The sequence below is a fragment of the Pseudomonas helvetica genome, from assembly GCF_039908645.1.
GTDB classification, from domain to species: Bacteria; Pseudomonadota; Gammaproteobacteria; order Pseudomonadales; family Pseudomonadaceae; genus Aquipseudomonas; species Aquipseudomonas helvetica.
In genome coordinates, this window is sequence record NZ_CP150917.1 from 2,598,937 (window position 1) to 2,623,218 (window position 24,282).

The 24,282-nt window shown below is 60.0% G+C and carries 22 protein-coding genes; 12 read left to right on the forward strand and 10 right to left on the reverse strand.

Annotation, left to right across the window (positions count from 1 at the left end):
* Nucleotides 1–45 precede the first annotated feature (45 nt).
* Both AABM55_RS11930 and AABM55_RS11935 read left to right on the forward strand, forming a co-directional pair.
* Nucleotides 46–1,605, forward strand: a complete 1,560-nt coding sequence (locus AABM55_RS11930) for a tyrosinase family protein (RefSeq protein ID WP_054596796.1) — start codon at nucleotides 46–48, stop codon at nucleotides 1,603–1,605.
* 2 nt (nucleotides 1,606–1,607) lie between these two features.
* The gene (locus AABM55_RS11935) at nucleotides 1,608–2,333 is read left to right on the forward strand and encodes a DUF2182 domain-containing protein (RefSeq protein WP_347929667.1); all 726 of its coding nucleotides are present in this window, start codon (nucleotides 1,608–1,610) and stop codon (nucleotides 2,331–2,333) included.
* 56 nt (nucleotides 2,334–2,389) lie between these two features.
* Here the strand turns inward: AABM55_RS11935 and AABM55_RS11940 are convergent, their stop codons facing one another.
* Complete coding sequence (locus AABM55_RS11940; RefSeq protein ID WP_347929668.1) at nucleotides 2,390–3,613, reverse strand: NADH:flavin oxidoreductase/NADH oxidase family protein; 1,224 nt, start codon at nucleotides 3,611–3,613, stop codon at nucleotides 2,390–2,392.
* A 77-nt stretch (nucleotides 3,614–3,690) separates the two neighbouring features.
* Here AABM55_RS11940 and AABM55_RS11945 point away from each other — a divergent pair, with 77 nt between their 5' ends.
* The gene (locus tag AABM55_RS11945) at nucleotides 3,691–4,098 is read left to right on the forward strand and encodes a MerR family transcriptional regulator (protein ID WP_054596799.1); all 408 of its coding nucleotides are present in this window, start codon (nucleotides 3,691–3,693) and stop codon (nucleotides 4,096–4,098) included.
* A 5-nt stretch (nucleotides 4,099–4,103) separates the two neighbouring features.
* On the opposite strand, the gene AABM55_RS11950 is transcribed toward AABM55_RS11945, so the two are convergent.
* On the reverse strand, nucleotides 4,104–4,598 hold the full coding sequence (locus AABM55_RS11950; protein ID WP_347929669.1) for a thioredoxin family protein: 495 nt from the start codon (nucleotides 4,596–4,598) through the stop codon (nucleotides 4,104–4,106).
* A 172-nt stretch (nucleotides 4,599–4,770) separates the two neighbouring features.
* Entirely contained in the window at nucleotides 4,771–5,184 is a 414-nt protein-coding gene (locus tag AABM55_RS11955; protein WP_347929670.1) for a hypothetical protein, read from the reverse strand.
* A 433-nt stretch (nucleotides 5,185–5,617) separates the two neighbouring features.
* Here AABM55_RS11955 and AABM55_RS11960 point away from each other — a divergent pair, with 433 nt between their 5' ends.
* The 8 genes from AABM55_RS11960 to AABM55_RS11995 all read left to right on the forward strand — a co-directional run bounded on the left by AABM55_RS11960 (nucleotide 5,618) and on the right by AABM55_RS11995 (nucleotide 12,263).
* Nucleotides 5,618–6,466 (forward strand): transporter substrate-binding domain-containing protein, encoded by an 849-nt coding sequence (locus tag AABM55_RS11960; RefSeq protein ID WP_054596801.1) that lies wholly within the window; start codon nucleotides 5,618–5,620, stop codon nucleotides 6,464–6,466.
* Nucleotides 6,467–6,518: 52 nt separating this feature from the next.
* Nucleotides 6,519–7,181 carry an amino acid ABC transporter permease gene (locus tag AABM55_RS11965; RefSeq protein ID WP_054596802.1) on the forward strand — a complete coding sequence of 221 codons (663 nt, stop codon included), beginning with the start codon at nucleotides 6,519–6,521 and terminating at the stop codon, nucleotides 7,179–7,181.
* Between the two features lie 10 nt (nucleotides 7,182–7,191).
* On the forward strand, nucleotides 7,192–7,854 hold the full coding sequence (locus AABM55_RS11970; protein WP_054596803.1) for an amino acid ABC transporter permease: 663 nt from the start codon (nucleotides 7,192–7,194) through the stop codon (nucleotides 7,852–7,854).
* Nucleotides 7,851–8,648: an amino acid ABC transporter ATP-binding protein gene (locus tag AABM55_RS11975; RefSeq protein WP_347929671.1), complete on the forward strand. Its 798-nt coding sequence runs from the start codon at nucleotides 7,851–7,853 to the stop codon at nucleotides 8,646–8,648. The genes AABM55_RS11970 and AABM55_RS11975 overlap by 4 nt, the downstream gene beginning before the upstream one ends.
* Before the next feature lie 29 nt (nucleotides 8,649–8,677).
* Nucleotides 8,678–9,067, forward strand: a complete 390-nt coding sequence (locus AABM55_RS11980) for a RidA family protein (protein WP_054596805.1) — start codon at nucleotides 8,678–8,680, stop codon at nucleotides 9,065–9,067.
* 111 nt (nucleotides 9,068–9,178) lie between these two features.
* A complete protein-coding gene (locus AABM55_RS11985; protein WP_347929672.1) occupies nucleotides 9,179–9,943 on the forward strand; it encodes an IclR family transcriptional regulator in 765 nt (254 codons plus the stop codon).
* 37 nt (nucleotides 9,944–9,980) lie between these two features.
* Nucleotides 9,981–11,198, forward strand: a complete 1,218-nt coding sequence (locus AABM55_RS11990) for an amino acid deaminase (protein ID WP_347929673.1) — start codon at nucleotides 9,981–9,983, stop codon at nucleotides 11,196–11,198.
* Between the two features lie 129 nt (nucleotides 11,199–11,327).
* Nucleotides 11,328–12,263, forward strand: a complete 936-nt coding sequence (locus AABM55_RS11995) for a sugar kinase (protein ID WP_347929674.1) — start codon at nucleotides 11,328–11,330, stop codon at nucleotides 12,261–12,263.
* Between the two features lie 58 nt (nucleotides 12,264–12,321).
* Here AABM55_RS11995 and AABM55_RS12000 read toward each other — a convergent pair whose 3' ends face one another.
* Both AABM55_RS12000 and AABM55_RS12005 read right to left on the reverse strand, forming a co-directional pair.
* A complete protein-coding gene (locus tag AABM55_RS12000; protein ID WP_019690952.1) occupies nucleotides 12,322–12,597 on the reverse strand; it encodes a peptidylprolyl isomerase in 276 nt (91 codons plus the stop codon).
* A gap of 53 nt (nucleotides 12,598–12,650) precedes the next feature.
* A complete protein-coding gene (locus tag AABM55_RS12005) occupies nucleotides 12,651–15,188 on the reverse strand; it encodes a PAS domain-containing protein (protein ID WP_347929675.1) in 2,538 nt (845 codons plus the stop codon).
* Nucleotides 15,189–15,332: 144 nt separating this feature from the next.
* Here AABM55_RS12005 and AABM55_RS12010 point away from each other — a divergent pair, with 144 nt between their 5' ends.
* On the forward strand, nucleotides 15,333–16,451 hold the full coding sequence (locus tag AABM55_RS12010) for a PilT/PilU family type 4a pilus ATPase (RefSeq protein ID WP_347929676.1): 1,119 nt from the start codon (nucleotides 15,333–15,335) through the stop codon (nucleotides 16,449–16,451).
* 19 nt (nucleotides 16,452–16,470) lie between these two features.
* On the opposite strand, the gene AABM55_RS12015 is transcribed toward AABM55_RS12010, so the two are convergent.
* The 5 genes from AABM55_RS12015 to AABM55_RS12035 form a co-directional block, all read right to left on the reverse strand.
* Nucleotides 16,471–18,426: an acetoacetate--CoA ligase gene (locus AABM55_RS12015; RefSeq protein WP_347929677.1), complete on the reverse strand. Its 1,956-nt coding sequence runs from the start codon at nucleotides 18,424–18,426 to the stop codon at nucleotides 16,471–16,473.
* 191 nt (nucleotides 18,427–18,617) lie between these two features.
* The gene (locus tag AABM55_RS12020) at nucleotides 18,618–19,391 is read right to left on the reverse strand and encodes a 3-hydroxybutyrate dehydrogenase (RefSeq protein ID WP_054596812.1); all 774 of its coding nucleotides are present in this window, start codon (nucleotides 19,389–19,391) and stop codon (nucleotides 18,618–18,620) included.
* Between the two features lie 7 nt (nucleotides 19,392–19,398).
* Complete coding sequence (locus AABM55_RS12025) at nucleotides 19,399–20,790, reverse strand: GntP family permease (protein WP_347929678.1); 1,392 nt, start codon at nucleotides 20,788–20,790, stop codon at nucleotides 19,399–19,401.
* Between the two features lie 325 nt (nucleotides 20,791–21,115).
* A complete protein-coding gene (locus tag AABM55_RS12030) occupies nucleotides 21,116–22,531 on the reverse strand; it encodes a sigma-54-dependent Fis family transcriptional regulator (protein ID WP_103315240.1) in 1,416 nt (471 codons plus the stop codon).
* Nucleotides 22,532–22,692: 161 nt separating this feature from the next.
* A complete protein-coding gene (locus AABM55_RS12035; RefSeq protein ID WP_347929679.1) occupies nucleotides 22,693–24,273 on the reverse strand; it encodes an ABC transporter ATP-binding protein in 1,581 nt (526 codons plus the stop codon).
* Between the last annotated feature and the right edge of the window lie 9 nt (nucleotides 24,274–24,282).

The window sequence follows — 24,282 nt, forward strand, 5'->3', positions numbered from 1 at the left end:
GAGGAGTGTGCTCCTCATTCACGCGGTTTTTCAGGGAGAACTACCATGGCACATGTACGGCGTGATGTATGGAAGCTGGGTTCTGGCTGGAGCGATACCTTGTTGTGGTATGCGCGTGGCGTCGGAGTCCTTCAACAACGACCGATCACTGACCGCACCAGTTGGCGGTTTCTGGCGGCGATTCACGGTATCGATATTCCCCTTTGGCAAAGCGCCGGTTATCTGCGACGGGGTGAGCAGCTACCGTCCCAGGCAGATCAGGACACCTACTGGAACCAGTGTCAGCACCAGAGCTGGTACTTTTTGCCGTGGCACCGCGGCTATCTTGCTTCATTCGAGCAGATCGTCCGCAAGGCTATCGTCAGCCTCGGAGGGCCAAGTGATTGGGCCCTGCCGTATTGGAACTACAACGAGAACCAGCAGACGCTGAAGCTTCCGGCCTGTTTCGCGGCGACCACGTTGCCCAACGGTGAGCAGAATCCCTTGTTTGTAGCTCGCCGGTTTGGCCCGACCGGTAACGGGGTGGTGGTGCTCAACGAGCAGCGGATCAATCTGCGTCCGGCCCTTACCGATCATGATTTCGCCGGCGGTTCCGGCGGTGGCTCTCCAGGTTTTGGTGGCCCGGTCACGGTGTTCGAGCACTATGGCCAGGTCAGCGGCCGGCTCGAGTCGCAACCGCACAACTACGTGCACGTCGCCGTGGGCGGCCAGCAACAGGGCACCCGGGTACCGGGGTTGATGATCGATCCGGATACCGCTGGTCTGGACCCGATATTCTGGCTGCATCACGCCAACATCGACCGGCTCTGGGACGTGTGGCTGCAGCGTGACCGGCAGAACCGCAACCCGGTCAACGGTGCGTGGCTCAATGGTCCGCCGACCCCGGGTCGGGGTTTCGTGGTGCCGACGGTCAGCGGCGATTCGTGGCCGTTCAAGGTGTCTGACATGCTCGATACCCGGGCACCGAAGCTGGATTATAGTTATGAGGATACGTCCGACCCGCTGCACGGTACCCGGGCATTTCAACAACGCTTGGAAACCTTGGGCGCAAGCCCCGAGCCTCTTGGTGCGGCAGTAGTGAAGGAAAAATCCATGAGCGCCCAATCACCCGCCGAACTGCTCGGCGCCAATGACAAAGCCATCGCCTTGACCGGCGCTACAGTCGAGACGCCGTTGCAACTCGATCAGAGCACCTCGGGCAAGCTGATGGGCAACCTGAAATCCCGGGCCTTTGCCCCCACGGTTGCGGAGCATTCCCTGGACCGGGTGTACCTCAACCTGGAAAACATCCGCGGAAACAATGACGCGGCGACCTTCGACGTGTACATCAGTCTGCCGGTCGAGGGACAGTTGTCGGCGCTGCCTGACCAATACGTTGGGTCGATCTCGCTGTTTGGCGTGCGCAAGGCCAGCAGTCCGGACAGCCAGCATGGCGGCAAGGGTGTGAGCCATGTGCTGGAAATCACTGATGTCTTCGACAAGCTCAGTGCCAGCGGCCATCCGGTTCTGGCGAAATTGCAAGTGCGCTTTGTGCCGGTGACCGATGTTCAGGCCGAGGACAACATCACGGTCGGTCGTGTGAGTGTCTATCGGCAAGGCGACTGAAGATGGGGGCATACCTCATCCAGGCCGTGACCCGAGGCTTCCTGCCGTGGCTGATCCTGATCAGCCTGGCAGGTTGGGGGCTGCTCCTCGGTTCGGTGCAGATGCTGTCTATCCCGGCATTCTGCGGAGCCTTCGTGCCGCTTGCTTATGCCGCGAGCTGGCAGGGGATTGAACAGGCGTTGCTGTTCAATCCTCCTCGCCAGTTGGTGGTTTCATGGCTATCGATGTTGCTGGCGATGACTCCTTTGCTGCTGGTCCATCCGCTGACGTATGTATGGCAACGCAGTTTGCTGAGGAAGCGCTGGCAGGCAGTGGTGTTGTTTGTGCTGGGTTTCACCAGTGTCTGGACGCTAACCGGTCTGCTGCTCATGACCTTGGTAGTCGCGGCGCGGGTGATGTTTGGGGTTTCGCAGGCGATGGCGTTTATCGTCACTTTGGCCGTGTGTCTGGTGTGGCAGGCCTCGCCGCTCAAACAACGGTACCTGAACCGCTGTCATCACCAGCCAAGGATTTCGGCGTTCGGCTGGGGGTTTATCAAGGATTGTCTGGCCTATGGTGTGGTCAGCGCAGGCTGGTGCGTCGGGTCGTGCTGGGCGCTGATGTTGTTGCCGATGCTGGCAGAGCAGGGGCATGTGCCGTTGATGCTGTTGAGCATGGGCTGGATGCTCTGGGAACGGTTCAAGCGTCCTCGACCCGCTCGTTGGCACTGGCCCCGCCTGTTTCGCTGACCCTCACCCGTGAAGCGGCCGCAGGCAGCTCCACGAGGATTGCATAAGCCATCCGGCTATTTGCTCATCGCTGCCCGGTACTGGCGCGTGCGTTTGGCGATGTACAACTGGTCGAGAATCAACGCCCAGAGTGCCGACACCGCAGGTTTTGGCTGGCGACCGCGGCTCAGGCGCTGGATCTGAAAGCGCACCACGGCCATGTTGGCCAGTGCCGCCAAGGGCTTGCGTTTCCAGGTGATCGGCGGCAATTGTGGGTGGCTGTCATGTCCCTCGCGCCACAGTTTGACCAGCAACGGCTCGACCGCCAGCGCGGTGCCGATACCGGCCATGGCAATGCCGCTGGCCAGCACCTGTTCGACAACCGGCAGGCGTCGGATACCGCCAGTCACCATTACCGGCATCTGTGCCCGGCTCGCCAGTTCACCGGCCATTTCGAGGAAGTAGGCCTCGCGCGCCAGAGTCCGACCGTCGCGGGCTTCGCCTTGCATCGCCGGAGCTTCATAGCTGCCACCCGACAACTCCAGCAGATCGATGGCAAGCGGGTTGAGCAGGTCGATGACCTGCCGCGCATTGTCGGCATCGAAGCCGCCACGTTGGAAGTCGGCGGAATTGAGTTTCACCGCGACGCAGAAGTCTGTCGTGACGGCTGCACGAACGGCGTTCACCACTTCAATCAACAAGCGCGCGCGATTTTCCAGCGAACCGCCCCAGCGGTCGGTTCGTCGATTGCTCAATGGCGACAGGAATTGACTGATCAGGTAGCCATGCGCCGCGTGAATTTCCACACCGGTAAAACCGGCTTTTTCGGCCAGGGCAGCGCTGGTGGCGAAGCGCTGGATGACCTCCTGGATGTTGTCTTCGCTCATCGGTGTGGGCTGGGCGAACATCTTCGAGAACTGTCCCATTTCCAGCGCCACGGCAGACGGCGCCCAGGCGGGTTGACCGAGATTGGCCATGGTCTGGCGCCCGGGATGGTTGAGCTGCATCCAGAACTGTGCGCCCTTGGCCCGACCAATCGCAGCCCATTGACGGAAACGTTCAAGGTGCCGTTCATCCTCCAGCACTACACCGCCGGGGCCGGTCATGGTCCGACGGTCGATCATTACGTTGCCGGTCAACAGCAAACCGGCCTCGCCATCAGCCCAGGCCCGATAGAGCTGCATCAAGGCCTGTGAGGGGGCTTGATCAGTGTCGGCAAGGTTTTCTTCCATCGCCGCTTTAGCGATGCGATTGCCGATCGTCTGGCCGTTGGGCAGATTCAACGCGTGAAAGGGCGACATGCTTGACTCCTCAGTAGTGGAGAGGTGAGGCTAAGCTTAAAGTTAACTTTAATGTCAAGCGTGGTAATGAGGTTCTGATGAAGATTGGTGAGTTGGCGCAAATGAGCGGCCTGAGCGCTTCGCGCATCCGGTTTTACGAAAGCCAGGGGTTGATCGGCCAGGTCCAGCGCTTGGCCAACGGTTATCGGCGCTACCCGGCAGAGGTGCTGCAAACCCTGCAAATCATCCAGTGTGCGCAGCAGGCCGGGTTCAGCCTGGAAGAGCTCAAGCAGTTGCTCACCAGTCCAAAGCAGGGTGAGCTCAGGCACGACGAACTGGTGTCGAGCCTTGAGCACAAGGTCGGACAGATCGAAGAGATGCAACAGCATCTGGCGCAGAGCAAGGCGAAGTTGCTGGGCATGATCGAGACCATCAAGGATCGGCCTGAGGGGATGGCGTGTTCGGAGAACGCCGAGCGCGTGCTGGCGACGCTCAAGCACCACTGATGCGTTCAGTTCTGATTGGTGCAACCGTCGGCAGAGACTGGAGACGAGGGTTTCGAAGTCTTCGCGCTGCGATGAGCGAGCAACTGATGCGCCCGTGGAACGGTGCGTAAAGAGCCAAGGGTTTGCCGTAACCATTGCAGGTCACGCTGCGGTCTGCGTGGGACAGGTTTAGCGCGAGCCTTGCCCAAGAGAGCGATAAACACGTTGTTCAAAGTCTCCGCACTATCAAAACCTTTGAGCTTTCTCAGCAGTTTCCCGTTGCAATAGCACAACACCGTGGGGGTGCCGCTGACCTTGGGGTGACGGGGGGATTCGGCTGTATTCAACATGTAAAACTCGGCGCGATCTTTATAGGCCTCGGCCGTCGCCCGAAATATCGGCCCGGCAAACTCACAGGCGTAGCAGTGCTGACTGCCGAAATACAGGACAACCGGGAGATAGGTCTTCAATGCCCGGCGGTATTGCGGCGCCAGGGTAATGGGAGCGGTTTTTGGATTCACGGAATACTCCTTTGCACAGAAAACGTTGGGACAAGTACGTATTCAACATGATCGGAACGTGAGAGCTGTTCGTGCCGCGTTCACTGGCAAAGACCTAAAGACTAAAAGAAGTTGCGAGTTCGAACGGGTCCGTCAGGAGAATTGACGGACCGCCGTCAAGCCACAGCGTCATTCAGAGCCGTTTGAGCACCACATCATCAAAGCGCGACCCGAAGACGCCGCTTGCACCATCGTTTGCCAGCAACTCGACTTCCATGTGCTGAGTGTCAGCTGGAGCAGAGAAGTGAAGTTCTTTTTCAGTCCAGTGCATGCCGCCGCCCAGATCGAGTTGTTTGCTCTGCTTGGAGGGATGCATCACGACCGTTGCCTGGCACGCTGAACCACTGTCCGTTTTCATTTTTACGGAAAACTTGAAATCTCCCCCGCCTTCGAACGTAACGCGCTGAGTAATTTGGGCATTAACCTGCAAGGCACAGTACCCCTCGGAATACTCGACCTTCGCTGGCGAGTTAGGTGTCCAGTGCTCTCCCTTCCGTGAAAAATCACCATTGAGCAGCAAATTATTTTCTGCGGGTTGTAGGGACATTTGGAAACTCCTGTAAGTGGGTGTTACGCGAAGTTGATCATCACGACTCAGCGACATCTGAAAGGCCTCTGAAGTCGGGGTAAAAAGATTGAGCGCCAGAAACAAGCAACCTACAACTGTCAGATCTGACAGGTCAGGTACAAAAGTCGACGAACGGTGGTAGCAGAGTGGATGGTGGTTTTCATGACACGTATCGGCTCGCTCGCCCTCAATTGGGGCCCAACTACCCGTGCCTGTAGCCAACGGTAGCGCTTGTGCGCTGCGTCGTTTGGTAACGCCTTTTTTGTGCTTTCACATATCCCGTTGATTCGATTCACATTTCATTTGCCTTGGGATTTTCCGTTCGGGCTATGGCACACTTTCTGCTGTCTATTCCGTTGTTACATACCATGTTCCGTTATAGCGGAATAAACATCATCCTGGAGTGCCCGTCATGCAGCGTCGACTTTCCTTGTTTACAGCGTGTGTTTTTCTCTTTGCGGCCACAGCCTCTGCCGTGGGCATTGCCCAGGCGGCGGACAGCAGGCTCGACAATGTGTTGAAGCGTGGGCATTTGATCGTGGGCACGGGCAGCACCAACGCGCCGTGGCACTTCCAGGGCGCGGACGGAAAATTGCAGGGTTTTGATATCGACATCGGGCGGATGGTCGCCAAGGGTTTGTTCAATGACCCGAGCAAGGTCGAGTTCGTGGTGCAGTCGTCAGACGCGCGGATTCCGAATTTGCTGACCGACAAGGTCGACATGAGCTGCCAGTTCATTACCGTCACCGCCAGCCGTGCGCAGCAAGTGGCGTTCACCCTGCCGTACTACCGCGAAGGCGTTGGCCTGCTGTTGCCGGCCAACAGCAAGTACAAGGAAATCGAAGACCTGAAGGCGGCCGGCGACAGCGTCACCGTGGCGGTGCTGCAAAACGTCTATGCCGAAGAACTGGTGCACCAGGCGCTGCCCAAGGCCAAGGTTGACCAATACGACAGCGTCGACCTGATGTACCAGGCAGTGAACTCCGGCCGTGCCGACACCGCTGCCACCGACCAGTCTTCGGTCAAATACCTGATGGTGCAGAACCCCGGCCGCTATCGCAGCCCGACCTATGCCTGGAGCCCGCAAACCTACGCCTGCGCGGTTAAACGCGGCGATCAGGACTGGCTGAATTTCGTCAATACCGTCTTGCATGAAGCCATGACCGGCGTTGAGTTCCCGACTTACGCGGCGTCGTTCAAACAGTGGTTTGGTGTCGATCTGCCGTCCCCGGCAATTGGCTTCCCTGTCGAATTCAAATGATCCCGTGAGAGTGGGGCGCCCATAACGCGCCCCGCTCAAGGTACTGCTGACCATGAACTATCAGTTGAACTTTGCCGCCGTCTGGCGCGATTTCGACACCTTGCTGGCGGGGCTCGGCCTGGGTCTTGAACTGGCGTTGGTGTCGATCGCCATCGGTTGCGTGATCGGCCTGCTGATGGCGTTTGCTTTGCTCTCAAAGCACCGCGCATTGCGGGTGCTGGCGTCGGTGTACGTGACGGTGATCCGTAACACGCCGATTCTGGTGTTGATTCTGCTGATCTACTTTGCGCTGCCGAGCCTGGGTATCCGGCTGGACAAGCTGCCGTCGTTCATCATCACCCTGTCGTTGTATGCCGGGGCGTACCTGACCGAAGTGTTCCGTGGCGGGTTGTTGAGCATCCCCAAAGGCCTGCGTGAAGCCGGGCTGGCGATTGGTCTGGGGGAGTGGCAGGTCAAGGCGTACGTCACCGTGCCGGTGATGTTGCGCAACGTGTTGCCGGCGCTCTCGAACAACTTCATTTCGCTGTTCAAGGACACCTCGCTGGCGGCGGCGATTGCCGTGCCGGAGCTGACCTATTACGCGCGCAAGATCAACGTCGAGAGCTACCGGGTGATTGAAACCTGGCTGGTGACGACAGCGCTCTATGTTGCGGCCTGTTATCTCATCGCGATGCTGCTGCGTTACCTCGAGCAGCGTCTGGCGATTCGCCGTTAGGAGCGCCCCCATGTACGAGTCCCCAAGTTGGTTGCATGAATTATGGGTCGCCCGCGACACCCTCTGGTCGGGGTTTTTGACCAGTGTGCAGTGCTCTGTCCTGGCGATCATGCTGGGTACCCTGATCGGCATCGTTGCCGGGCTGGTGCTGACCTACGGCACGCTATGGATGCGTGCACCGTTTCGTTTTTACGTCGACCTGATCCGTGGCACGCCGGTGTTTGTGCTGGTGCTGGCCTGCTTCTACATGGCGCCCGCACTGGGCTGGCAGATCGATGCGTTCCAGGCCGGAGTGCTGGGGCTGACGCTGTTCTGCGGTTCGCACGTTGCCGAGATCGTTCGCGGTGCGTTGCAAGCGCTGCCACGTGGGCAGATGGAAGCGAGCAAGGCCATCGGTCTGACGTTTTATCAGGCTCTCGCTTACGTGCTGCTGCCTCAGGCGCTGCGGCAGATTTTGCCGACCTGGGTCAACTCGTCGACCGAAATCGTCAAGGCTTCAACCTTGCTCTCGGTAATCGGTGTGGCCGAGTTGCTGCTGAGTACCCAGCAGATCATTGCGCGGACCTTCATGACCCTGGAGTTTTACCTGTTTGCCGGTTTTCTCTTTTTCATCATCAACTACGCCATCGAATTACTCGGCCGGCATATTGAAAAGCGGGTGGCCTTGCCATGATTCAAGCTCAAGTTTCGACACAGAACGCTAGCCAGGCCCTGCTGGATATTCGCGGCCTGCACAAGCAATACGGCCCGCTCGAAGTGCTCAAGGGCGTCGACCTGACCATGCAGCGTGGCAACGTGGTCACGTTGATCGGCTCGAGCGGTTCGGGCAAGACCACGCTGCTGCGCTGCGTGAACATGCTCGAAGAGTTCCAGGGCGGGCAGATCCTGCTCGATGGTGAGTCCATCGGTTACCACGAGGTCAATGGCAAACGTGTGCGTCACTCGGAAAAAGTCATTGCCCAGCATCGGGCGATGACCGGCATGGCGTTCCAGCAGTTCAACCTGTTTCCCCATCTCACGGCGTTGCAGAACGTCACCCTTGGCCTGCTGAAAGTCAAAAAGCTGCACAAGGACGAAGCGGTGGTGCTGGCGGAAAAATGGCTGGAGCGTGTCGGCCTGCTGGAACGTCGCGATCACTATCCGGGTCAGTTGTCGGGTGGTCAGCAACAGCGCGTGGCGATTGCCCGGGCGATTGCGATGAACCCGAGCCTGATGCTGTTCGACGAAGTGACGTCGGCACTCGACCCGGAGCTGGTCGGCGAAGTATTGAGCGTGATCAAGGGCCTGGCCGAGGATGGCATGACCATGCTGCTGGTGACCCACGAGATGCGTTTTGCCTTTGAAGTCTCGGACAAGATCGTCTTCATGAATCAGGGGCGAATCGAAGAACAGGGGCCACCCAAGGAGCTGTTCGAACGCCCGCAATCTCCGCGTTTGGCGGAGTTTCTCAAGAACACGCGTTTTTAACATTCAATATCGAATCAGGAGAAACACCCATGAGCATTACTCGTTACGGCACTGGTAGCACCGCCGGTGGCGGCCAGCCCCGTCCTTTCGCCCGCGCGGTCGAAGCGGATGGCTGGCTGCATGTGTCTGGCCAGGTGCCAGCGGTGGACGGCGAAATCATTGCCGGCGGGATCGTCGAACAGACTCACCAGACCATGCGCAACCTGATCGCGATCCTCGAAGAAGCCGGCTATGGCCTGGAAGACGTGGTGCGTACGGGCGTATGGCTGGAAGATCCACGGGATTTCTGGAGCTTCAACAAAGTCTTCTCCGAATACTTCAGCCCCGAGCACGCACCGGCCCGGGCCTGTGTGCAGGCGAACATGATGGTCGACTGCAAGGTCGAGATTGATTGTGTGGCGTATAAGAAGAAGGCCTGAACCGAGGTGGCCCCATCGCGGGCAAGAGCTAGGCGCCCGCGATGAGGGCCTAACGGTCGCGACCTCACTCTGGTTAAACTCCCCGGCGAATTTGAATGAGAACCCACTGACATGACCGAAGACACCATCAAGCGCCGGGCTCGCGGTCTGGACCGGGCGTTCGATATCCTCGACTTCCTCAAGGAAATTGGCCAGCCGCTGCGCCCGAACGATATCGCCAGCGGTATCGGCAGCCCGAAATCCACGGTCTACGAACTGGTCGCGTCGCTGCTTGAACGACGGATTCTCGAACCGGTGGGCAAGGAAGGTCACGTCTATCTTGGCCGGCAACTGTACTTTCTGGGGCAAGCGCATTTGCGCCATTTCGACCTGAGCCGCGAGGCCGATCATGCCTTGCAGGAAATCGTCAGCCAGACCCGCGAAACCGCGCAGATGTGCCTGCTCAACGGGCGCAAGTACACGGTGGCGCTGATGAAGGAGGGCGAACGGCACTTCCGCATTTCCTCGGACATCGGCGAGAACGCGCCGATCCCGTGGACCGCTTCCGGGCGCTTGTTGCTGGCGCACTTGAGCGATCAGCAAATAATCGACCTGATCGATGAAGATGACTTCATCCTGCCTGATGGCGAACGCCTGCCGCTGGAGCGTTTTCTGGCGGAAATCCGTCAGGCCGCTATCGACGGATTCTTCTCCTTCGACAGCGTCGCCGACACCTTTACCCATTGCTTCGCCGCCCCGGTGAAAGACCCGAGTGGCGTCGCCATTGCGACCCTGTGCATCGTCGCCCCAAGGGCCGATGCCAAGAACAATTACAACGACTATCGCCGGGTGCTGATCGAAAGTGCGAACAACCTGGCCCGTCGCATCAACGAATAACAGTGGCCGTTCGCGGCCGCGTGTGAGGAGTTAGAACATGTCTTCTGCCTTGAACATCGCCGCCGTGGAAAAGGGCGCCGGCCAACCCGGCGCCAACCTGGTGCGTGACGTCAGCCTGCCGGCGCTGGTGCTGCACCGCGAAGCGCTGGAGCACAACATTCACTGGATGCAGGCATTCGTCAGCCACAGCGGTGCCGAGCTGGCGCCGCACGGTAAAACCAGCATGACCCCGTCGTTGTTTCGTCGCCAACTGGAGGCGGGCGCCTGGGGCATTACCCTCGCCACTGCGGTGCAGACTCGTGCCGCCTACGCCCATGGCGTGCGCCGGGTGTTGATGGCCAATCAGTTGGTGGGGGCGCCAAACATGGCGCTGATCGCCGAGTTGCTGGCAGATCCGTCTTTCGACTTTTACTGCATGGTCGATCACCCGGACAACGTTGCCGACCTCGGGGCATTTTTCGCCGCGCGCGGCCTGCGCTTGAACGTGATGATCGAGTACGGCGTGGTTGGCGGCCGTTGCGGCTGCCGCAGCGAAGCCGAAGTGCTGGCACTGGCTGAGGCGATCAAAGCGCAGCCGGGGTTGGCATTGACCGGCATTGAAGGCTACGAAGGGGTGATTCACGGCGACCAGGCGGTCAGCGGCATCCGCGACTTTGCTGCATCCCTGGTACGCCTCGCGGTGCAGTTGCAAGACAGCGGCGCTTTCGCCATCAGCAAGCCGATTATCACTGCGTCGGGCTCGGCCTGGTATGACCTGATCGCCGAGTCGTTCGAAGCCCAAAACGCCGGCGGACGTTTCCTCAGCGTGCTGCGTCCGGGCAGTTACGTGGCTCACGACCATGGCATCTACAAGGAAGCACAATGCTGCGTGCTCGATCGTCGAAGCGATTTGCATGAAGGCCTGCGTCCGGCACTGGAAGTCTGGGCCCATGTGCAGTCGTTGCCGGAGCCGGGGTTTGCGGTGATTGCCCTGGGCAAGCGCGATGTAGCGTATGACGCGGGGCTGCCGGTGCCGTTGCTGCGTTACCGGGCGGGTGTGCTGCCAGCGATCGGTGATGACGTCAGTGCCTGCAAAGTGACGGCGGTGATGGATCAGCATGCGTTCATGACGGTCGCGCCCGGGGTTCAGTTGCGTGTGGGCGACATCATCTCGTTCGGTACGTCTCACCCGTGCCTGACCTTCGACAAATGGCGCACCGGTTGCCTGGTGGATGAGCAGTTGAACGTCATCGAAAGCATGGAAACCTGCTTTTAAGGTTTGAGACCGAGGCGCGGCCATCGCGAGCAAGCTTTGCTCCTACGCGTTTGTGCTGAGCGTAGGAGCAAAGCTTGCTCGCGATGAGGCCCTACCAGACAACACCGAAACCCCAGAGAGCCCACAACCATGAACACCCTCAGCCCTCTCGGCCCCGACAGCCCGCGCATTGCGCTGATCGGCGAGTGCATGATCGAGTTGCAGCAGCGCGCCGACGGCAGTTTGCAACAGAGTTTTGGCGGCGACACCCTGAACACCGCGGTCTACCTGTCTCGTGAAATGGGTGATGGGGCCACGGTGGATTACGTCACCGCGCTGGGCGATGACAGCTTCAGCGATGCCATGTGCCAGAGCTGGTCCGAAGAAGGTATCGGTCTGGGCATGGTCCAGCGACTGCGGGGACGTTTGCCCGGTTTGTACTGCATCCAGACCGATGCTTCGGGTGAACGTCGTTTTCTCTATTGGCGCAACGAAGCCGCCGTGCGCGATTGCTTTACCACGCCGGCGGCGGCACCGATTCTTGCGGCGCTGCCGGATTACGACGTGCTGTATTTCAGTGGCATCACCCTGGCGGTGCTGGGCGAAGCAGGGCGTAAAAAGCTCATCGAGACACTGATTGAAGCCCGTCAGCGGGATGCGCGGATCGTCTTTGACAACAACTATCGGCCGCGTTTGTGGAGCAGCGTCGAACAGGCTCGGACGGCGTACCGGGAAGTCTTGCCCTATGTCGATCTGGCACTGCTGACAGTGGATGATGAACAGGCGTTGTTCGGCTTTTCCGATGAGGCGGCGGTGTTCGCCGCCTACGAGCAGATCGGCATACCGGAAGTGGTGCTCAAGCGCGGCGCCGAGCCGTGTCTGATTCGCTGTGACGGTGAGTCGTTCGAGGTTCCGGCGTTACGCGTCGAGCGGGTGGTGGACACCACGGCGGCGGGGGATTCGTTCAGCGCGGCGTATCTGGCCAGTCGGCTCCGTGGCGCAAGCCCGGCAGAGGCTGCAGAAGCCGGGCATCGGTTGGCGAGCCGGGTGATCCAGGTTCCGGGGGCACTGATCCCCAAAGATTGAAATACAGTCAATGTGGTGAGGGGGCAAGCCCCCTCACCACAGGACCCCCTCTGTGTTCTCAATCGCGGTAAAACACCTGCACCAGGTGATAACCAAACTTGCTTTTGATCGGCCCATGCACGACACGCAGCGGTTTCTTGAAGATCACCGCATCGATGGCGCCAACCATCTGCCCGGGCCGAACTTCGCCCAGGTCACCTCCGCGTTTGCCAGACGGGCAGGTGGAATACTTCTTGGCCAGCACATCAAAGGCTTCACCCTTGGCGATACGTTGTTTGAGCTGTTCGGCCTCTTCGGCGGTTTTCACCAGAATATGGCGGGCTTGAGCTTTCATTGGGGCAGTTACCTTGGAGCGGTGGTGGCGGCGGGGCGCGATTATGCCTCAAATCATCCGGTTCGGCGGATCATGTGGCGAATCTTGCCGGCCAGTTGTTCAAGGGTGAAGGGCTTGGCCAACAGGTCCATGCCCTCGTCGAGAAAACCCTGACGTTCGGCGGCTTTTTCCGCGTAGCCGGTCATGAACAGCACGTTAAGCCCAGGTCGATGCTGACGGGCGATTTCCGCCAGTTGCCGGCCATTCATGCCGGGCAGGCCGACATCGGTTACCAGCAGATCGATACGCAGGTCAGACTCCAGCAGCGGCAGGGCGTTTTTGGCATCTTGCGCCTCATGGGCGATGTAGCCCAGTTCGTTCAGCACATTGAGCACCAGCATACGCACCGCAGGGTCGTCTTCGACCAGCACCACCGACTCGCCCGCCGTTGCATAGGGGCTGCCCAGGCTGACTGCCGCCAGCGAGCTGTGCTGAGGCGCGTTGTGCAGGCGTGGCAAATACAGGCGCACCGACGTGCCTTGTCCCGGCTCACTGCTGAGGGTCACGTGGCCGCCGGATTGCTGGGCGAAGCCATAAATCATCGACAACCCCAACCCGGTGCCCTGGCCGATGGGTTTGGTGGTGAAGAACGGATCGAAGGCCTTGGCCAATACGCGCGGAGTCATGCCGGTACCGTTGTCGCTTACGCCGAGCATCACATAGTCACCGGCCTTGACCGGCTCAAGGGTGCTGATGTCGTTGCCATCGAGGTAGCTATTAGCGGTCTCAATCACCAGCTCGCCGCCCTCAGGCATTGCATCGCGGGCGTTGATCACCAGGTTGAGCAGGGCGTTTTCCAGTTGGTTGGCATCGGTGTTGACCGGCCAGACTTCCGGTGCCAGCTGAAACTTCAGTTCTATATGCTCGCCCTTGGTGCGGCGCAACAGCTCTTCGAGCGAACGCACCAGCGTGTTGGGCTCGAGCGGTCGACGGTCCAGCGATTGTCGGCGGGAGAATGCCAGCAGCCGGTGAGTCAAGGCGGCAGCCCGATTGGCTGACGACACGGCCGCATCGGCAAAGCGGCCGATCTCATCGCTACGCCCATCGGCAATGTAGCGCTGCATCAGGTCCAGGCTGCCAATAATCCCGGTCAGCATGTTGTTGAAGTCGTGGGCGATACCGCCAGTGAGTTGGCCGACGGCTTCCATTTTTTGGGCATGGCGCAACGCATCTTCGGCGCGTTCACGCTCAAACATCTCGTTTTGCAGGCGATGGTTGGCTTCAGCCAGTGCCTTGGTGCGTGTGTCGACCCGTTCTTCCAGCGTCTCGTTGAGGTTGCGCAGGGCTTCCTCGGTCTGTTTGCGCTCGGTTTCGTCGATCACGAAAATGTAGAAGCCATTGACCGCACCGTCAGAACCAAAGCGTGGCAGGTACTTCATCAGTGCGTAACGCGGTCGGCCGTCGCGGTGCGGTGAATAGGCCTCGAAACTGCAGGCTTTGCCCGCCAGCGCGGCGCTGATGTGTTCGACGCGGGTGGCATAGAGTTCGTCGCCGAGAATTTCGCGAATGGTTTTACCGTACAGCTCCTGCGGGGTCATGCCGTACCAGTCCAGGTACGCGCTGTTGTTCAGGCGAAAGCGTTGTTCATGATCGACATAGCCGATCAGCACCGGCATGGCGTTGATGATCAGCTGCAGCTCGGTCTGGCTTTGCCGTAACTCTTGTTCGGTGTGCTTGCGCTCGGTCAGGTCCAGAGCGGCACCGAGAAAACGCAGGGGGCGACCGTGGTGATCCTTGTAGCAGCGGCCTCGGGCAAAGACCCAGCGCACTTCGCCACTGGCTTGCAGCAGTCGGTATTCCTCGGCGTATTCGCTGCCATGGCTGATGCAATGCTTGATGCTGCGGGCGACCATGCCCCGGTCTTCCGGGTGCACGCCGTTGAGGTATTCGGTGATGGGCAGTTGGCTGGCCAGTGCCGGATCAACACTGTGCAACTGGGCGAAGTGAGCATCGGCAATAAAGCGATCTTCGCCGATATCCCAATCCCAGGTGCCCACCGCGTCGGTGGCGGCGAGGGCCAGTTGCAGGCGCTCTTCGGTTTCGTGCTGGGCCTTGAGACTGGCCTCCGAGCGTTGTTTGAGCTCCAGGGCGATGCGTCGGCGCTCATTGGTTTCGATGGCGGTGACCAGGATCCCGGCGACCTGCCCACGTTCGTCACGAATCGGGCTGTAGGTCAGGTCCAGCCAGACATCCGATTCGCCGCCATCACGTTGCAGGCTGAAACGCTGCTCGCTGTAGGAACGCACTTGGCCTTGTAGGACAGCGCTATAAATGGGGTCGGTGAAGTCTTTAAGTTCTGGCCATGTCTGGTGCGTGGGTTGTCCGAAAGCCTGCGGATGCTTGTTGCCGGCCAGCAGCGCAAAGCCGTCGTTGTAGATCTGCGAGAGCTCTGGTCCCCATAACAACAGCATGGGCATGGGCGAGTGAATCACGATGTCCACGGCGGTGCGCAGGCTCTGCGGCCAGTGGCTGGCAGAGCCCAGTGGGCTTTGTGCCCAGTCGAGTCGAGCAATCAAGGCCTGGGCGTCGCTGCCGGTAGGGGATCCGTTCATCAAGGGTTCCTGCATCATGTCCGTGCTACATATCGGTACTGGGGCATCTACTATGCTTCGAAGGAGTAGACGCTCGGACGCGTGAAAAGTGGCGTGCCTTGGCAATTTTCGTTCAATGGAAGGCTCAATGGATATTTTTTTGCCATGGACATTCACTCGCTGCTAAGAATGCTGGCCAGCCAGGATGGCTCCGATCTTTACCTGTCGACTGGCGCACCGCCTACCGGGCGTTTCAAGGGTGCGCTCCGAACACTGGCCCATGAAGTGTTCAAGCCCGGCGAAATCGCCCGGATTGCCGAGACCCTTATGGACGTCGAGCAGCGTGCAGAGTTCGACCGCGAGCTGGAAATGAACCTGGCGGTTTCTCTGGTTGGCGTCGGGCGCTTTCGCGTCAACATCTTCAAGCAGCGCAATGACGTGTCGATCGTGGCGCGCAACATCAAACTCGATATCCCGCGCTTTGAAGACCTTAAACTACCCGCCGTGCTGCTTGAGACGGTGATGCTCAAACAGGGACTGATGTTGTTCGTCGGCGCTACGGATTCGGGCAAGTCGACATCGCTGGCAGCGTTGATCGATTACCGCAATCGCCACAGCAGCGGGCACATCATCACCATCGAAGACCCGGTGGAGTATATCCATAGCCATCAACAGTCGATCATCAACCAGCGTGAGGTGGGCGTCGATACGCGCAGCTTTCATGCCGCCTTGAAGAACACCCTGCGTCAGGCCCCGGATGTGGTGCTGATCGGTGAAATTCGCGACCGCGAAACCATGGAGCATGCATTGGCTTTCGCCGACACCGGGCACCTGGTGCTCTCCACCTTGCACGCCCACAACGCCAGTCAGGCGCTGGACCGGATCATCAACTTTTTCCCGGAAGAACGCCGTGGGCAGTTGCTCAATGATCTGGGTAACAACCTCAAGGCCTTTGTTTCCCAACGTCTGGTACGCACCCGCGATGGGCAGCGCCGGGCGGCGGTGGAGGTGATGCTGGGTACGCCAACCATTGGCGATCTGATACGGCGCAATGAGCTTCACCAGCTCAAGGAGATCATGGAAAAGTCGGCAGAGTCGGGAATGAAGACGTTTGATACGGCGTTGTTCGATTTGGTTGTCGAGGGCGCGATCGATGAAGAAGAGGCGTTGAAATTCGCCGATTCGGTGAATAACTTGCGCTTGCGCCTGAAGTTGCACGCGGACAGTGTGCCGAATGCCGCCCCCCCATCCACCGAAACCGGTGAATGGGGGCTGATGGACTGACATTCCCTTACGCGGATTTTTAGTTCGCCAGCTCCGGTCGATCCCGAAATTGCTCCAGCGCTTCGGGGTTGGCCAGTGCATCGGTATTTTTCACCGGCTGGCCGTGCACAACATTTCTGACGGCCAGCTCGACCACCTTGCCGCTGATGGTTCGCGGTATATCCGTCACCGCGACGATCTTCGCCGGCACATGCCGAGGCGTGGTATTGGCGCGGATGACCTGGCGAATCTCCTGCTCAAGTTTTTCGTCCAGCGTTACGCCGTCACGCAGGCGCACGAACAACACCACGCGCACGTCATCCTGCCATTGCTGGCCGATGGCGACCGAGTCCAGTACCTGATGGATTTTTTCCACCTGACGGTAGATTTCCGCGGTGCCGATGCGCACGCCGCCGGGGTTGAGTACTGCGTCGGAGCGCCCGTGGATCAGCCAGCTGCCATTGGGCCGTTGTTCGGCGTAGTCGCCCTGAGCCCAGACGCCCGGAAACTGGCTGAAATAGGAGGCGCGGAGTTTTTCCTGCTGCGGGTCGTTCCACAGGCCGATCGGCATCGCCGGGAAGTGCCGGGTGCAGACCAGTTCGCCTTTTTCACCGATCACCGGCTGACCGGCCTCATTCCAGACTTCAACCGCCATGCCCAGGCCCTTGCACTGCATCTCGCCACGGCGGACCGGCAGGACCGGATTACCGGCCAGAAAGCAGGAAATGATGTCGGTACCGCCGGACATCGACGACAGGCACAGATCGCTTTTGATCTCGCGATAAACGTACTCGTAGCTTTGCGGCGACAGTGCCGAACCGGTCGAGAGCAGGGCTTTCAGGCTGCCCAGGTCATGGCTGAGACGCGGCTGGATCTCATTGCTTTCCAGTGTCGCGAGGTATTTCGGGCTGGTGCCGAAGACACTGATGGCTTCGCTGTCGATCAGGTCGATCAAGCGTTGCGGGCCGGGGTGGAAAGGCGAGCCGTCGTACAGCACCACGCTGCTGCCGACTGCCAATGCCGAGACCAGCCAGTTCCACATCATCCAGCCACAGGTGGTGTAGTAGAACAGTCGGTCGTCTGGCCCGAGGTCGACGTGCAAGCCGTGTTCCTTGACGTGTTGCAGCAGCACGCCACCGACGCTGTGAATGATGCATTTCGGCACGCCAGTGGTGCCGCTGGAGTAGAGAATGTACAGCGGATGCGCGAAGGGCACCGCGACGAACCCGGGTTCGCCGCCTGGGCGATAAAAACTGTCCCACAACGCGACGTTGGCTTGGGTTTTGTAATCGTCAACGCGGGCCTGTGGCCGGGCATAAGGCACGATGATCAGTTGCTGCAGCGATGGCAGGCGCTCGAGGATTTCGTTGACCTTGGTCGTCTGGTCGATTTTCTTGCCGGCGTAGCGATAACCGGCGCAGGTGATCAGCACTTTCGGTTCGATCTGGCCGAAGCGGTCGACCACTCCATGCGTGCCGAAATCCGGTGACGAGCAGGACCAGATCGCTCCCAGGCTGGTAGTTGCGAGCATGCCCACCAGGGTCTGCCAAGTGTTCGGCATGCACGCCGCCACCCGGTCACCCTGGCCGACGCCAGCGGCTCTCAGGCTTTTTTGCAGGCCGGCGACGTGTTCGGCCAGCTCACGGTAACTCAAGCTTTCGCGCTGGCCGTTTTCGGCGATGGCAATCACGGCAGTTGCGTCATCGCGACGACGCAGCAGGTGTTCGGCGAAGTTCAGCGTGGCGCCGGGAAACCACTCGGCGCTGGGCATCTGCGGACCCTCACGCAGCACCGTGCTCGGTGGCTGGTGAAAGTTGATCTCAAAAAAATCGACGATGGCCTGCCAGAAATCTTCGCGCTGATCGATGCTCCATTGGTGCAGGGCGGGGTAGTCCGCGAGTGTCAGGTTGTACCGCTGATTGCTGAAGCGGCGGAAGGCATCCATGCGGGTCTTGCCGATGCGTTCGGCGCTGGGTTGCCAAAGAACTTCTGACATGATTGGCCTCTTTTTTATGACTGCACGCACGCTGTTGTGGCGAGCGGGCTTGCCCGCGTTGGGCTGCGAAGCGGCCCCAATAATGGCATGCGTACTCTCGGACAACGCATTAGCCGGACTTGCGACTGCTGCGCCCGAACGCGGACCGGCCGGCGGGGGCAAGCCCCCTCGCCACAGAGTTTGAGTAAAGGCTACTGCGCCAGCCACCCGCCATCAATATTCCACGCCGCGCCACGCACCTGGCTGCCGGCTTCACTGCACAGGAACAGCACCAGTTCACCCAGTTGTGAAGGGGTCACGAATTCCAGCGATGGTTGCTTTTCGGCCAGCAGATCATGTTGCGCCTGCTGTGGGTCAATCCCTGCTGCGGCGCGGTCGTCTATCTGTTTCTGCACCAGCGGCGTCAGTACCCAGCCGGGGCAGATGGCGTTGCAGGTGACGTTGCTGGTGGCGGTTTCCAGGCCGACCACTTTGGTCAGGCCGATCACCCCGTGCTTGGCAGCGACGTAGGCGGCCTTGCCCACCGAGCCGACCTGGCCGTGTACCGAGGCGATGTTGACGATCCGTCCCCAACCTTTGGCACGCATGCCTGGCAGGCTGAGACGGGTGCTGTGGAAGACCGACGACAGGTTGATCGCAATGATCGAATCCCAGCGCTCCACGGGGAAGTCTTCCACCGCAGACACATGCTGGATGCCCGCGTTGTTCACCAGAATATCGACGCCGCCGAACTCGCGCTCGGCGTAGGCGATCATCTCGGCAATTTGCGCAGGGTCACTGACATCGGCCGGGTGATGCCCGACCTTGCCACCAAACTGCTGCACCTGCGCGATGACCGTGGAGGCATCGCCGAAACCATTGAGGATCAGGTTGGCGCCGGCCTTGGCCAGGCTCAGTGCGATGCCCAGACCGATGCCGCTGGTGGAGCCGGTGACCAATGCGGTTTTGCCCGAAAGAGTTGTCATGAATGCCTCACACAATGCCGGTGGCGTAGAAAGTACCGATGACTACGAAGACCGCCAGGGTCTTGATCAGCGTAATACAGAAAATGTCTTTATAGGCTTCGCGGTGGGTCAGGCCCGTTACCGCGAGCAAGGTAATGACGGCGCCGTTGTGCGGCAGGGTGTCCATGCCGCCACTGGCCATGGCCGCGACCCGGTGCAGCACTTCCAGCGGAATGTTCGCCGCATGGGCTGCCGCGATGAAGTCATTGGCCATCGCCGCCAGGGCGATGCTCATGCCACCCGAGGCCGAACCGGTGATACCCGCCAGCAGGGTCACGGTGATCGCTTCATTGACCAGCGGGTTGGGGATGCTTTTCAGCCAGTCGGCCAGTACCAGGAAGCCGGGCAACGAGGCGATGACCGCGCCAAAACCGTATTCCGATGCAGTGTTCATCGCCGCCAGCAAGGCGCCGCTGACCGCGCTTCTGCTGCCCTCGGCGAGCTTGCCGCGGATCGCCTGGAAGCCGAACACCAGCACCATGACGATGCCGACCAGCAACGCCGCCTGGACCGCCCAGATCGCGGTGAGCTTGGCGATTTCGGTGGTCACCGGCACGGCCATGCCCGGCAGGCTCAGGCTGTGGGTCTTGCCGTACCACAGCGGAATCCAGTGGGTGAACAGCAGGTTCATGATGCCCACCAGCAGCAATGGCGAAAGCGCGATCCACGGATTAGGCAGCTTCACGTCTTCGGCGGTTTCCGGCTCGTTACGCAGCGTTGTGCCGTAGCCTTCACCCTTGCGCTGGGCTTTGTTGCGCTGACGCTGGAGGAACAGCATGCCGGCGCAAAAGACGAAGATCGTGCCAATCAAACCCAGCCACGGCGCGGCCCAGGCGGTGGTGTTGAAGAAGGTGCTGGGAATGATGTTCTGGATTTGCGGGGTGCCGGGCAGGGCGTCCATGGTGAAGGAAAAGGCGCCGAGGGCGATGGTCGCCGGGATCAGCCGTTTCGGGATATTGCTCTGACGGAACATCTCCGCGGCAAACGGATACACCGCGAATACCACGACGAACAGCGACACGCCGCCGTAGGTGAGCAGGGCGCAAACCAGCACGATCACCAGCATCGCCTGGCGGGTGCCGAGCAGACGAATCGCTGCGGCGACGATCGAACGTGAAAAGCCCGACAACTCGATCAGCTTGCCGAACACCGCGCCGAGCAGGAACACCGGGAAGTACAGTTTGACGAACCCGACCATTTTCTCCATGAACACGCCGGTGAAGGCGGGCGCAACGGCAGAGGGGTCAGTGAGCAGGACCGCGCCAAGGGCGGCAATCGGAGCGAAGAGAATGACGCTGTAGCCACGGTAAGCAGCCAGCATCAGCAGCGCGAGGGCTGCCAAGGCAATGATCACACTCATGGTGTGTCTCCTGGATTGTTATTTTTTTTGGGGTGGAGCGGGTGTGGAGGGGGCTATAGCGAGTTTTGTGCCAACTTGTTAAGTTATTGATAAGTAAGGATATTTTTATATACGGCGATAACTCTTAAAATATTCGTCTCTGTTTTGAGATTGTGCTGTTCGAGTTGACGCCATCGCGGGCAAACGGAACGCCGCCCGGCCGCTCCTACAGATTTTGTGCCGATCGCGGATGATGCGTACACCCGAAACCTGTAGGAGCAAGGCTTGCCCGCGATGGCCGCGACGCGGTTTCAAGGCATGTCTATAAAAAGAGACAAGCATCTCTTTATAGAGACTCGGCGATCCCCAGCGCCACCATCTTCTTGTACAGCGTCGAACGCCCCAGCCCCAGCCGCGCCGCCGCGTCGATCACCTTGCCACCACAATGCGCGAGCGTACTTTCAATCAACTGCCGGTCGAAGCGTTCGCGTGCGGCACTGAAGGTCTCGTTGGCATGGGTTTCAATGGCCAGTGATGCGCAACGCTGTACCGGCACAAAACTGCCAATCGCCGCGCGAATTTCCGCGGCATTGAGGATCAGGTCATCGCTGAGCAAAGCGGCCCGTTCCAGCACGTTGCGCAGTTCACGAATATTTCCTGGCCAGGCGTGTTGGCCGAGCAACTCCAGGGCCTGGCTGTCGAGCTCATGCTGACTGCGCAGCTCTTCCAGGATCGCTTCGCTCAGGGCCGGCAGGTCGTCGAGGCGCTCGCGCAGGGGCGGCACCTGGATCGGCAACACGTTGAGGCGGTAATACAGGTCGGCACGAAACTCGCCGCGTTTGATCGCCGCTTCAAGGTCGGTGGAGGTCGCGGCGATCACCCGTACGTCGCTCTGGATCACTTCGTTGGAGCCGACCGGTTCGAATTCTTTTTCCTGCAATACCCGCAGCAGTTTGCTTTGCAACGGCAGCGGCATGTCGCCGATTTCGTCGAGAAACAAGGTCCCGCCCTGAGCGATCTGCAGCTTGCCGGAGCGGCCCTTGCGATCTGCACCGGTGAAGGCGCCAGGCGCGGTGCCGAAAAATTCGGCTTCGAGCAACGCTTCGGGGATCGCCGCGCTGTTGATGCTGACGAAGGCTTTATGCGCCCGTGGCGAGGCCCCATGAATCGCCTGGGCCAGCAGTTCTTTGCCGGTGCCGGTTTCACCCAGCAACAAGACCGGGGATTCGGTGCTGGCGCTACGTCGGGCGCGGCGTTTGACCTCCAGGCTGGCGGCGCTGGTGCCGATGAAGTGGGCGAAGGTGTACTTGGCTTGCCGGGCCCGCAGCAGCGAACGCGTGGACGCAAGCTCTTCCTGCATGCTCAGGTAACGCTTGAGCATCGGCGACAGGCTGCGCAGTTCATCGAACAGTGCGAAGCCGATGGCGCCGATCACCGCACCGGTGTCATCGTGAATCGGCAGGCGCATCACCACCAGCGGTTCTTTGGACGTGTCCTGCATGTCCAGCAGGATCGGTCGACCGGTACGCACCACCTCGCGCAACAGGCTGCCGGGGATCACGCTTTCACAAGGCCTGCCGATTGCCACTTCAGCTGACGCCAGACCGAAGCGCTTGGCATAACGTTCGTTCATCCAGACGATGTTCGCGTCGCGGTCGACGATCACCGTGCCTTCGCTGGATTGCTCGATGATCTCGAACAGCGAGCGGATCGCCAGCATGCGCACACGTTGGTAGTCCTTGAGGCTTTCGGTGGTGTTCATTGGTGTCGTGTCCAGAATGTGTGGTGTCTGTTCGGGCGTCATCGCGGGCAAGCCTTGCTCCTACAGGTCCGCGCCGATCCCAATAATGGGAACGATACAAAAACCGTAGGAGCAAGGCTTGCCCGCGATGGACGCGACGCGGGCAAACGACATGTGCGCGATCATACCCAGCCCGGATGCGCTGCGGCCAACAGCTCTTTGGTATAGGGGTGCTGCGGTGCGGCGAACACGTCATGGCTGGCGCCGCGTTCCACGACTTTACCGTCCTTGATCACGATCATGTCATGGGCCAGGGCGCGAATCACTGCCAGGTCATGGCTGATAAACAGGTAGGTCAGGCCGTATTTTTCCTGAAGCTGGCGGAGCAGGGCGACCACCTGTTTTTGCACCGTGCGATCAAGTGCCGAGGTCGGTTCGTCGAGCAGAATCAATGCCGGTTTCAGTACCAGAGCGCGGGCGATGGCAATCCGTTGGCGTTGGCCACCGGAGAATTCGTGCGGGTAGCGGTGGCGGCTTTGCGGGTCAAGGCCAACCTCTTTCAGCACCTGAATGACCTGGGGCTCGCATTCGGCAGCGCTTGATTGGCTGTGGACTTCCAGCCCTTCGCTGATGATCTGTGCGACTGACATTCGCGGGCTGAGGCTGCCGAACGGGTCCTGAAAGACTACCTGCATCTGCTTGCGCCAGGGCCGCAGCTGCTTCTGGTTCAGGCTGTCGAGCGCCTCGCCCTGAAAGCGGATGCTGCCGTCGGAGTCGAGCAGGCGCAGGATCGCCTGGCCGAGGGTGGACTTGCCGGAACCGGATTCGCCAACGATGCCCAGCGTCTTGCCACGTTGAATACTCAGGCTGATGCCGTCGACTGCATGCAGCCAGGTTTTGCGCTGGAACAATCCGCCGCCCAGCGGAAAGCGCACATTGAGGTCGTTGACTTCCAGCACCACTTCACGCTCGTCACGAGGCAGGGGTTCGCCTTCCGGTTCGGCGTTCAACAGCAGGCGACTGTAGGGATGTTGCGGGTGGTTGAAGAGGCGCTCGCACTCGGCTTGCTCGACGATTTCCCCAGCGTGCATGACGCAGACACGCTGGGCGATGCTGCGCACCAGATTGAGGTCGTGGCTGATCAACAGCAGCGACATGCCCAGGCGTTGTTGCAGTGATTTGAGCAGCCGCAGGATCTTGCGCTGTACCGTCACATCGAGCGCGGTAGTTGGCTCATCGGCGATCAGCAACTCGGGTTCGCAGGCCAGCGCCATGGCGATCATTACCCGTTGCCGCTGGCCACCCGAGAGCTGGTGCGGATAGGCCTTGAGGCGCTCTTCGGGTTTTTTGATGCCCACCAGTTCAAGCAGCTCAAGGGTGCGTTTTTGCGCCGCCTTGTCACCCAGTCCCTTGTGCACCAACAGGGTTTCGCCAATCTGCTTTTCGACGCTGTGTAACGGATTGAGGGAGGTCATCGGTTCCTGAAAAATCATCGCGATGCGATTGCCGCGCAATGCTCGCAGGGTCGCGACGTCCGCGCCGATCAGTTCCTGGCCACGATAGCGAATGCTGCCCCGGGTTTCGGTGCCGCCGTCAGGTAGCAGTTGGAGGATCGATTGGGCGGTCACCGATTTGCCCGAGCCGGATTCGCCGACCAGCGCCAGGCACTCGCCGGGACGGATGTCCAGGCACACATTGCGCACTGCAGCCTGACCACTGAAGGCCACGTTGAGGTCACGGATTTCGATCAGGTTGTCATTCATATTCAATGT

Coding starts and splice junctions, on each gene's coding strand:
- AABM55_RS11930 (WP_054596796.1), top strand. CDS start 46: ATGGCACATGTACGGCGTGATGTATGGAAGCTGGGTTCTGGCTGGAGC.
- AABM55_RS11935 (WP_347929667.1), top strand. CDS start 1,608: ATGGGGGCATACCTCATCCAGGCCGTGACCCGAGGCTTCCTGCCGTGG.
- AABM55_RS11940 (WP_347929668.1), bottom strand. CDS start 3,613: ATGTCGCCCTTTCACGCGTTGAATCTGCCCAACGGCCAGACGATCGGC.
- AABM55_RS11945 (WP_054596799.1), top strand. CDS start 3,691: ATGAAGATTGGTGAGTTGGCGCAAATGAGCGGCCTGAGCGCTTCGCGC.
- AABM55_RS11955 (WP_347929670.1), bottom strand. CDS start 5,184: ATGTCCCTACAACCCGCAGAAAATAATTTGCTGCTCAATGGTGATTTT.
- AABM55_RS11960 (WP_054596801.1), top strand. CDS start 5,618: ATGCAGCGTCGACTTTCCTTGTTTACAGCGTGTGTTTTTCTCTTTGCG.
- AABM55_RS11965 (WP_054596802.1), top strand. CDS start 6,519: ATGAACTATCAGTTGAACTTTGCCGCCGTCTGGCGCGATTTCGACACC.
- AABM55_RS11970 (WP_054596803.1), top strand. CDS start 7,192: ATGTACGAGTCCCCAAGTTGGTTGCATGAATTATGGGTCGCCCGCGAC.
- AABM55_RS11975 (WP_347929671.1), top strand. CDS start 7,851: ATGATTCAAGCTCAAGTTTCGACACAGAACGCTAGCCAGGCCCTGCTG.
- AABM55_RS11980 (WP_054596805.1), top strand. CDS start 8,678: ATGAGCATTACTCGTTACGGCACTGGTAGCACCGCCGGTGGCGGCCAG.
- AABM55_RS11985 (WP_347929672.1), top strand. CDS start 9,179: ATGACCGAAGACACCATCAAGCGCCGGGCTCGCGGTCTGGACCGGGCG.
- AABM55_RS11990 (WP_347929673.1), top strand. CDS start 9,981: ATGTCTTCTGCCTTGAACATCGCCGCCGTGGAAAAGGGCGCCGGCCAA.
- AABM55_RS11995 (WP_347929674.1), top strand. CDS start 11,328: ATGAACACCCTCAGCCCTCTCGGCCCCGACAGCCCGCGCATTGCGCTG.
- AABM55_RS12000 (WP_019690952.1), bottom strand. CDS start 12,597: ATGAAAGCTCAAGCCCGCCATATTCTGGTGAAAACCGCCGAAGAGGCC.
- AABM55_RS12005 (WP_347929675.1), bottom strand. CDS start 15,188: ATGAACGGATCCCCTACCGGCAGCGACGCCCAGGCCTTGATTGCTCGA.
- AABM55_RS12010 (WP_347929676.1), top strand. CDS start 15,333: ATGGACATTCACTCGCTGCTAAGAATGCTGGCCAGCCAGGATGGCTCC.
- AABM55_RS12015 (WP_347929677.1), bottom strand. CDS start 18,426: ATGTCAGAAGTTCTTTGGCAACCCAGCGCCGAACGCATCGGCAAGACC.
- AABM55_RS12020 (WP_054596812.1), bottom strand. CDS start 19,391: ATGACAACTCTTTCGGGCAAAACCGCATTGGTCACCGGCTCCACCAGC.
- AABM55_RS12025 (WP_347929678.1), bottom strand. CDS start 20,790: ATGAGTGTGATCATTGCCTTGGCAGCCCTCGCGCTGCTGATGCTGGCT.
- AABM55_RS12030 (WP_103315240.1), bottom strand. CDS start 22,531: ATGAACACCACCGAAAGCCTCAAGGACTACCAACGTGTGCGCATGCTG.
- AABM55_RS12035 (WP_347929679.1), bottom strand. CDS start 24,273: ATGAATGACAACCTGATCGAAATCCGTGACCTCAACGTGGCCTTCAGT.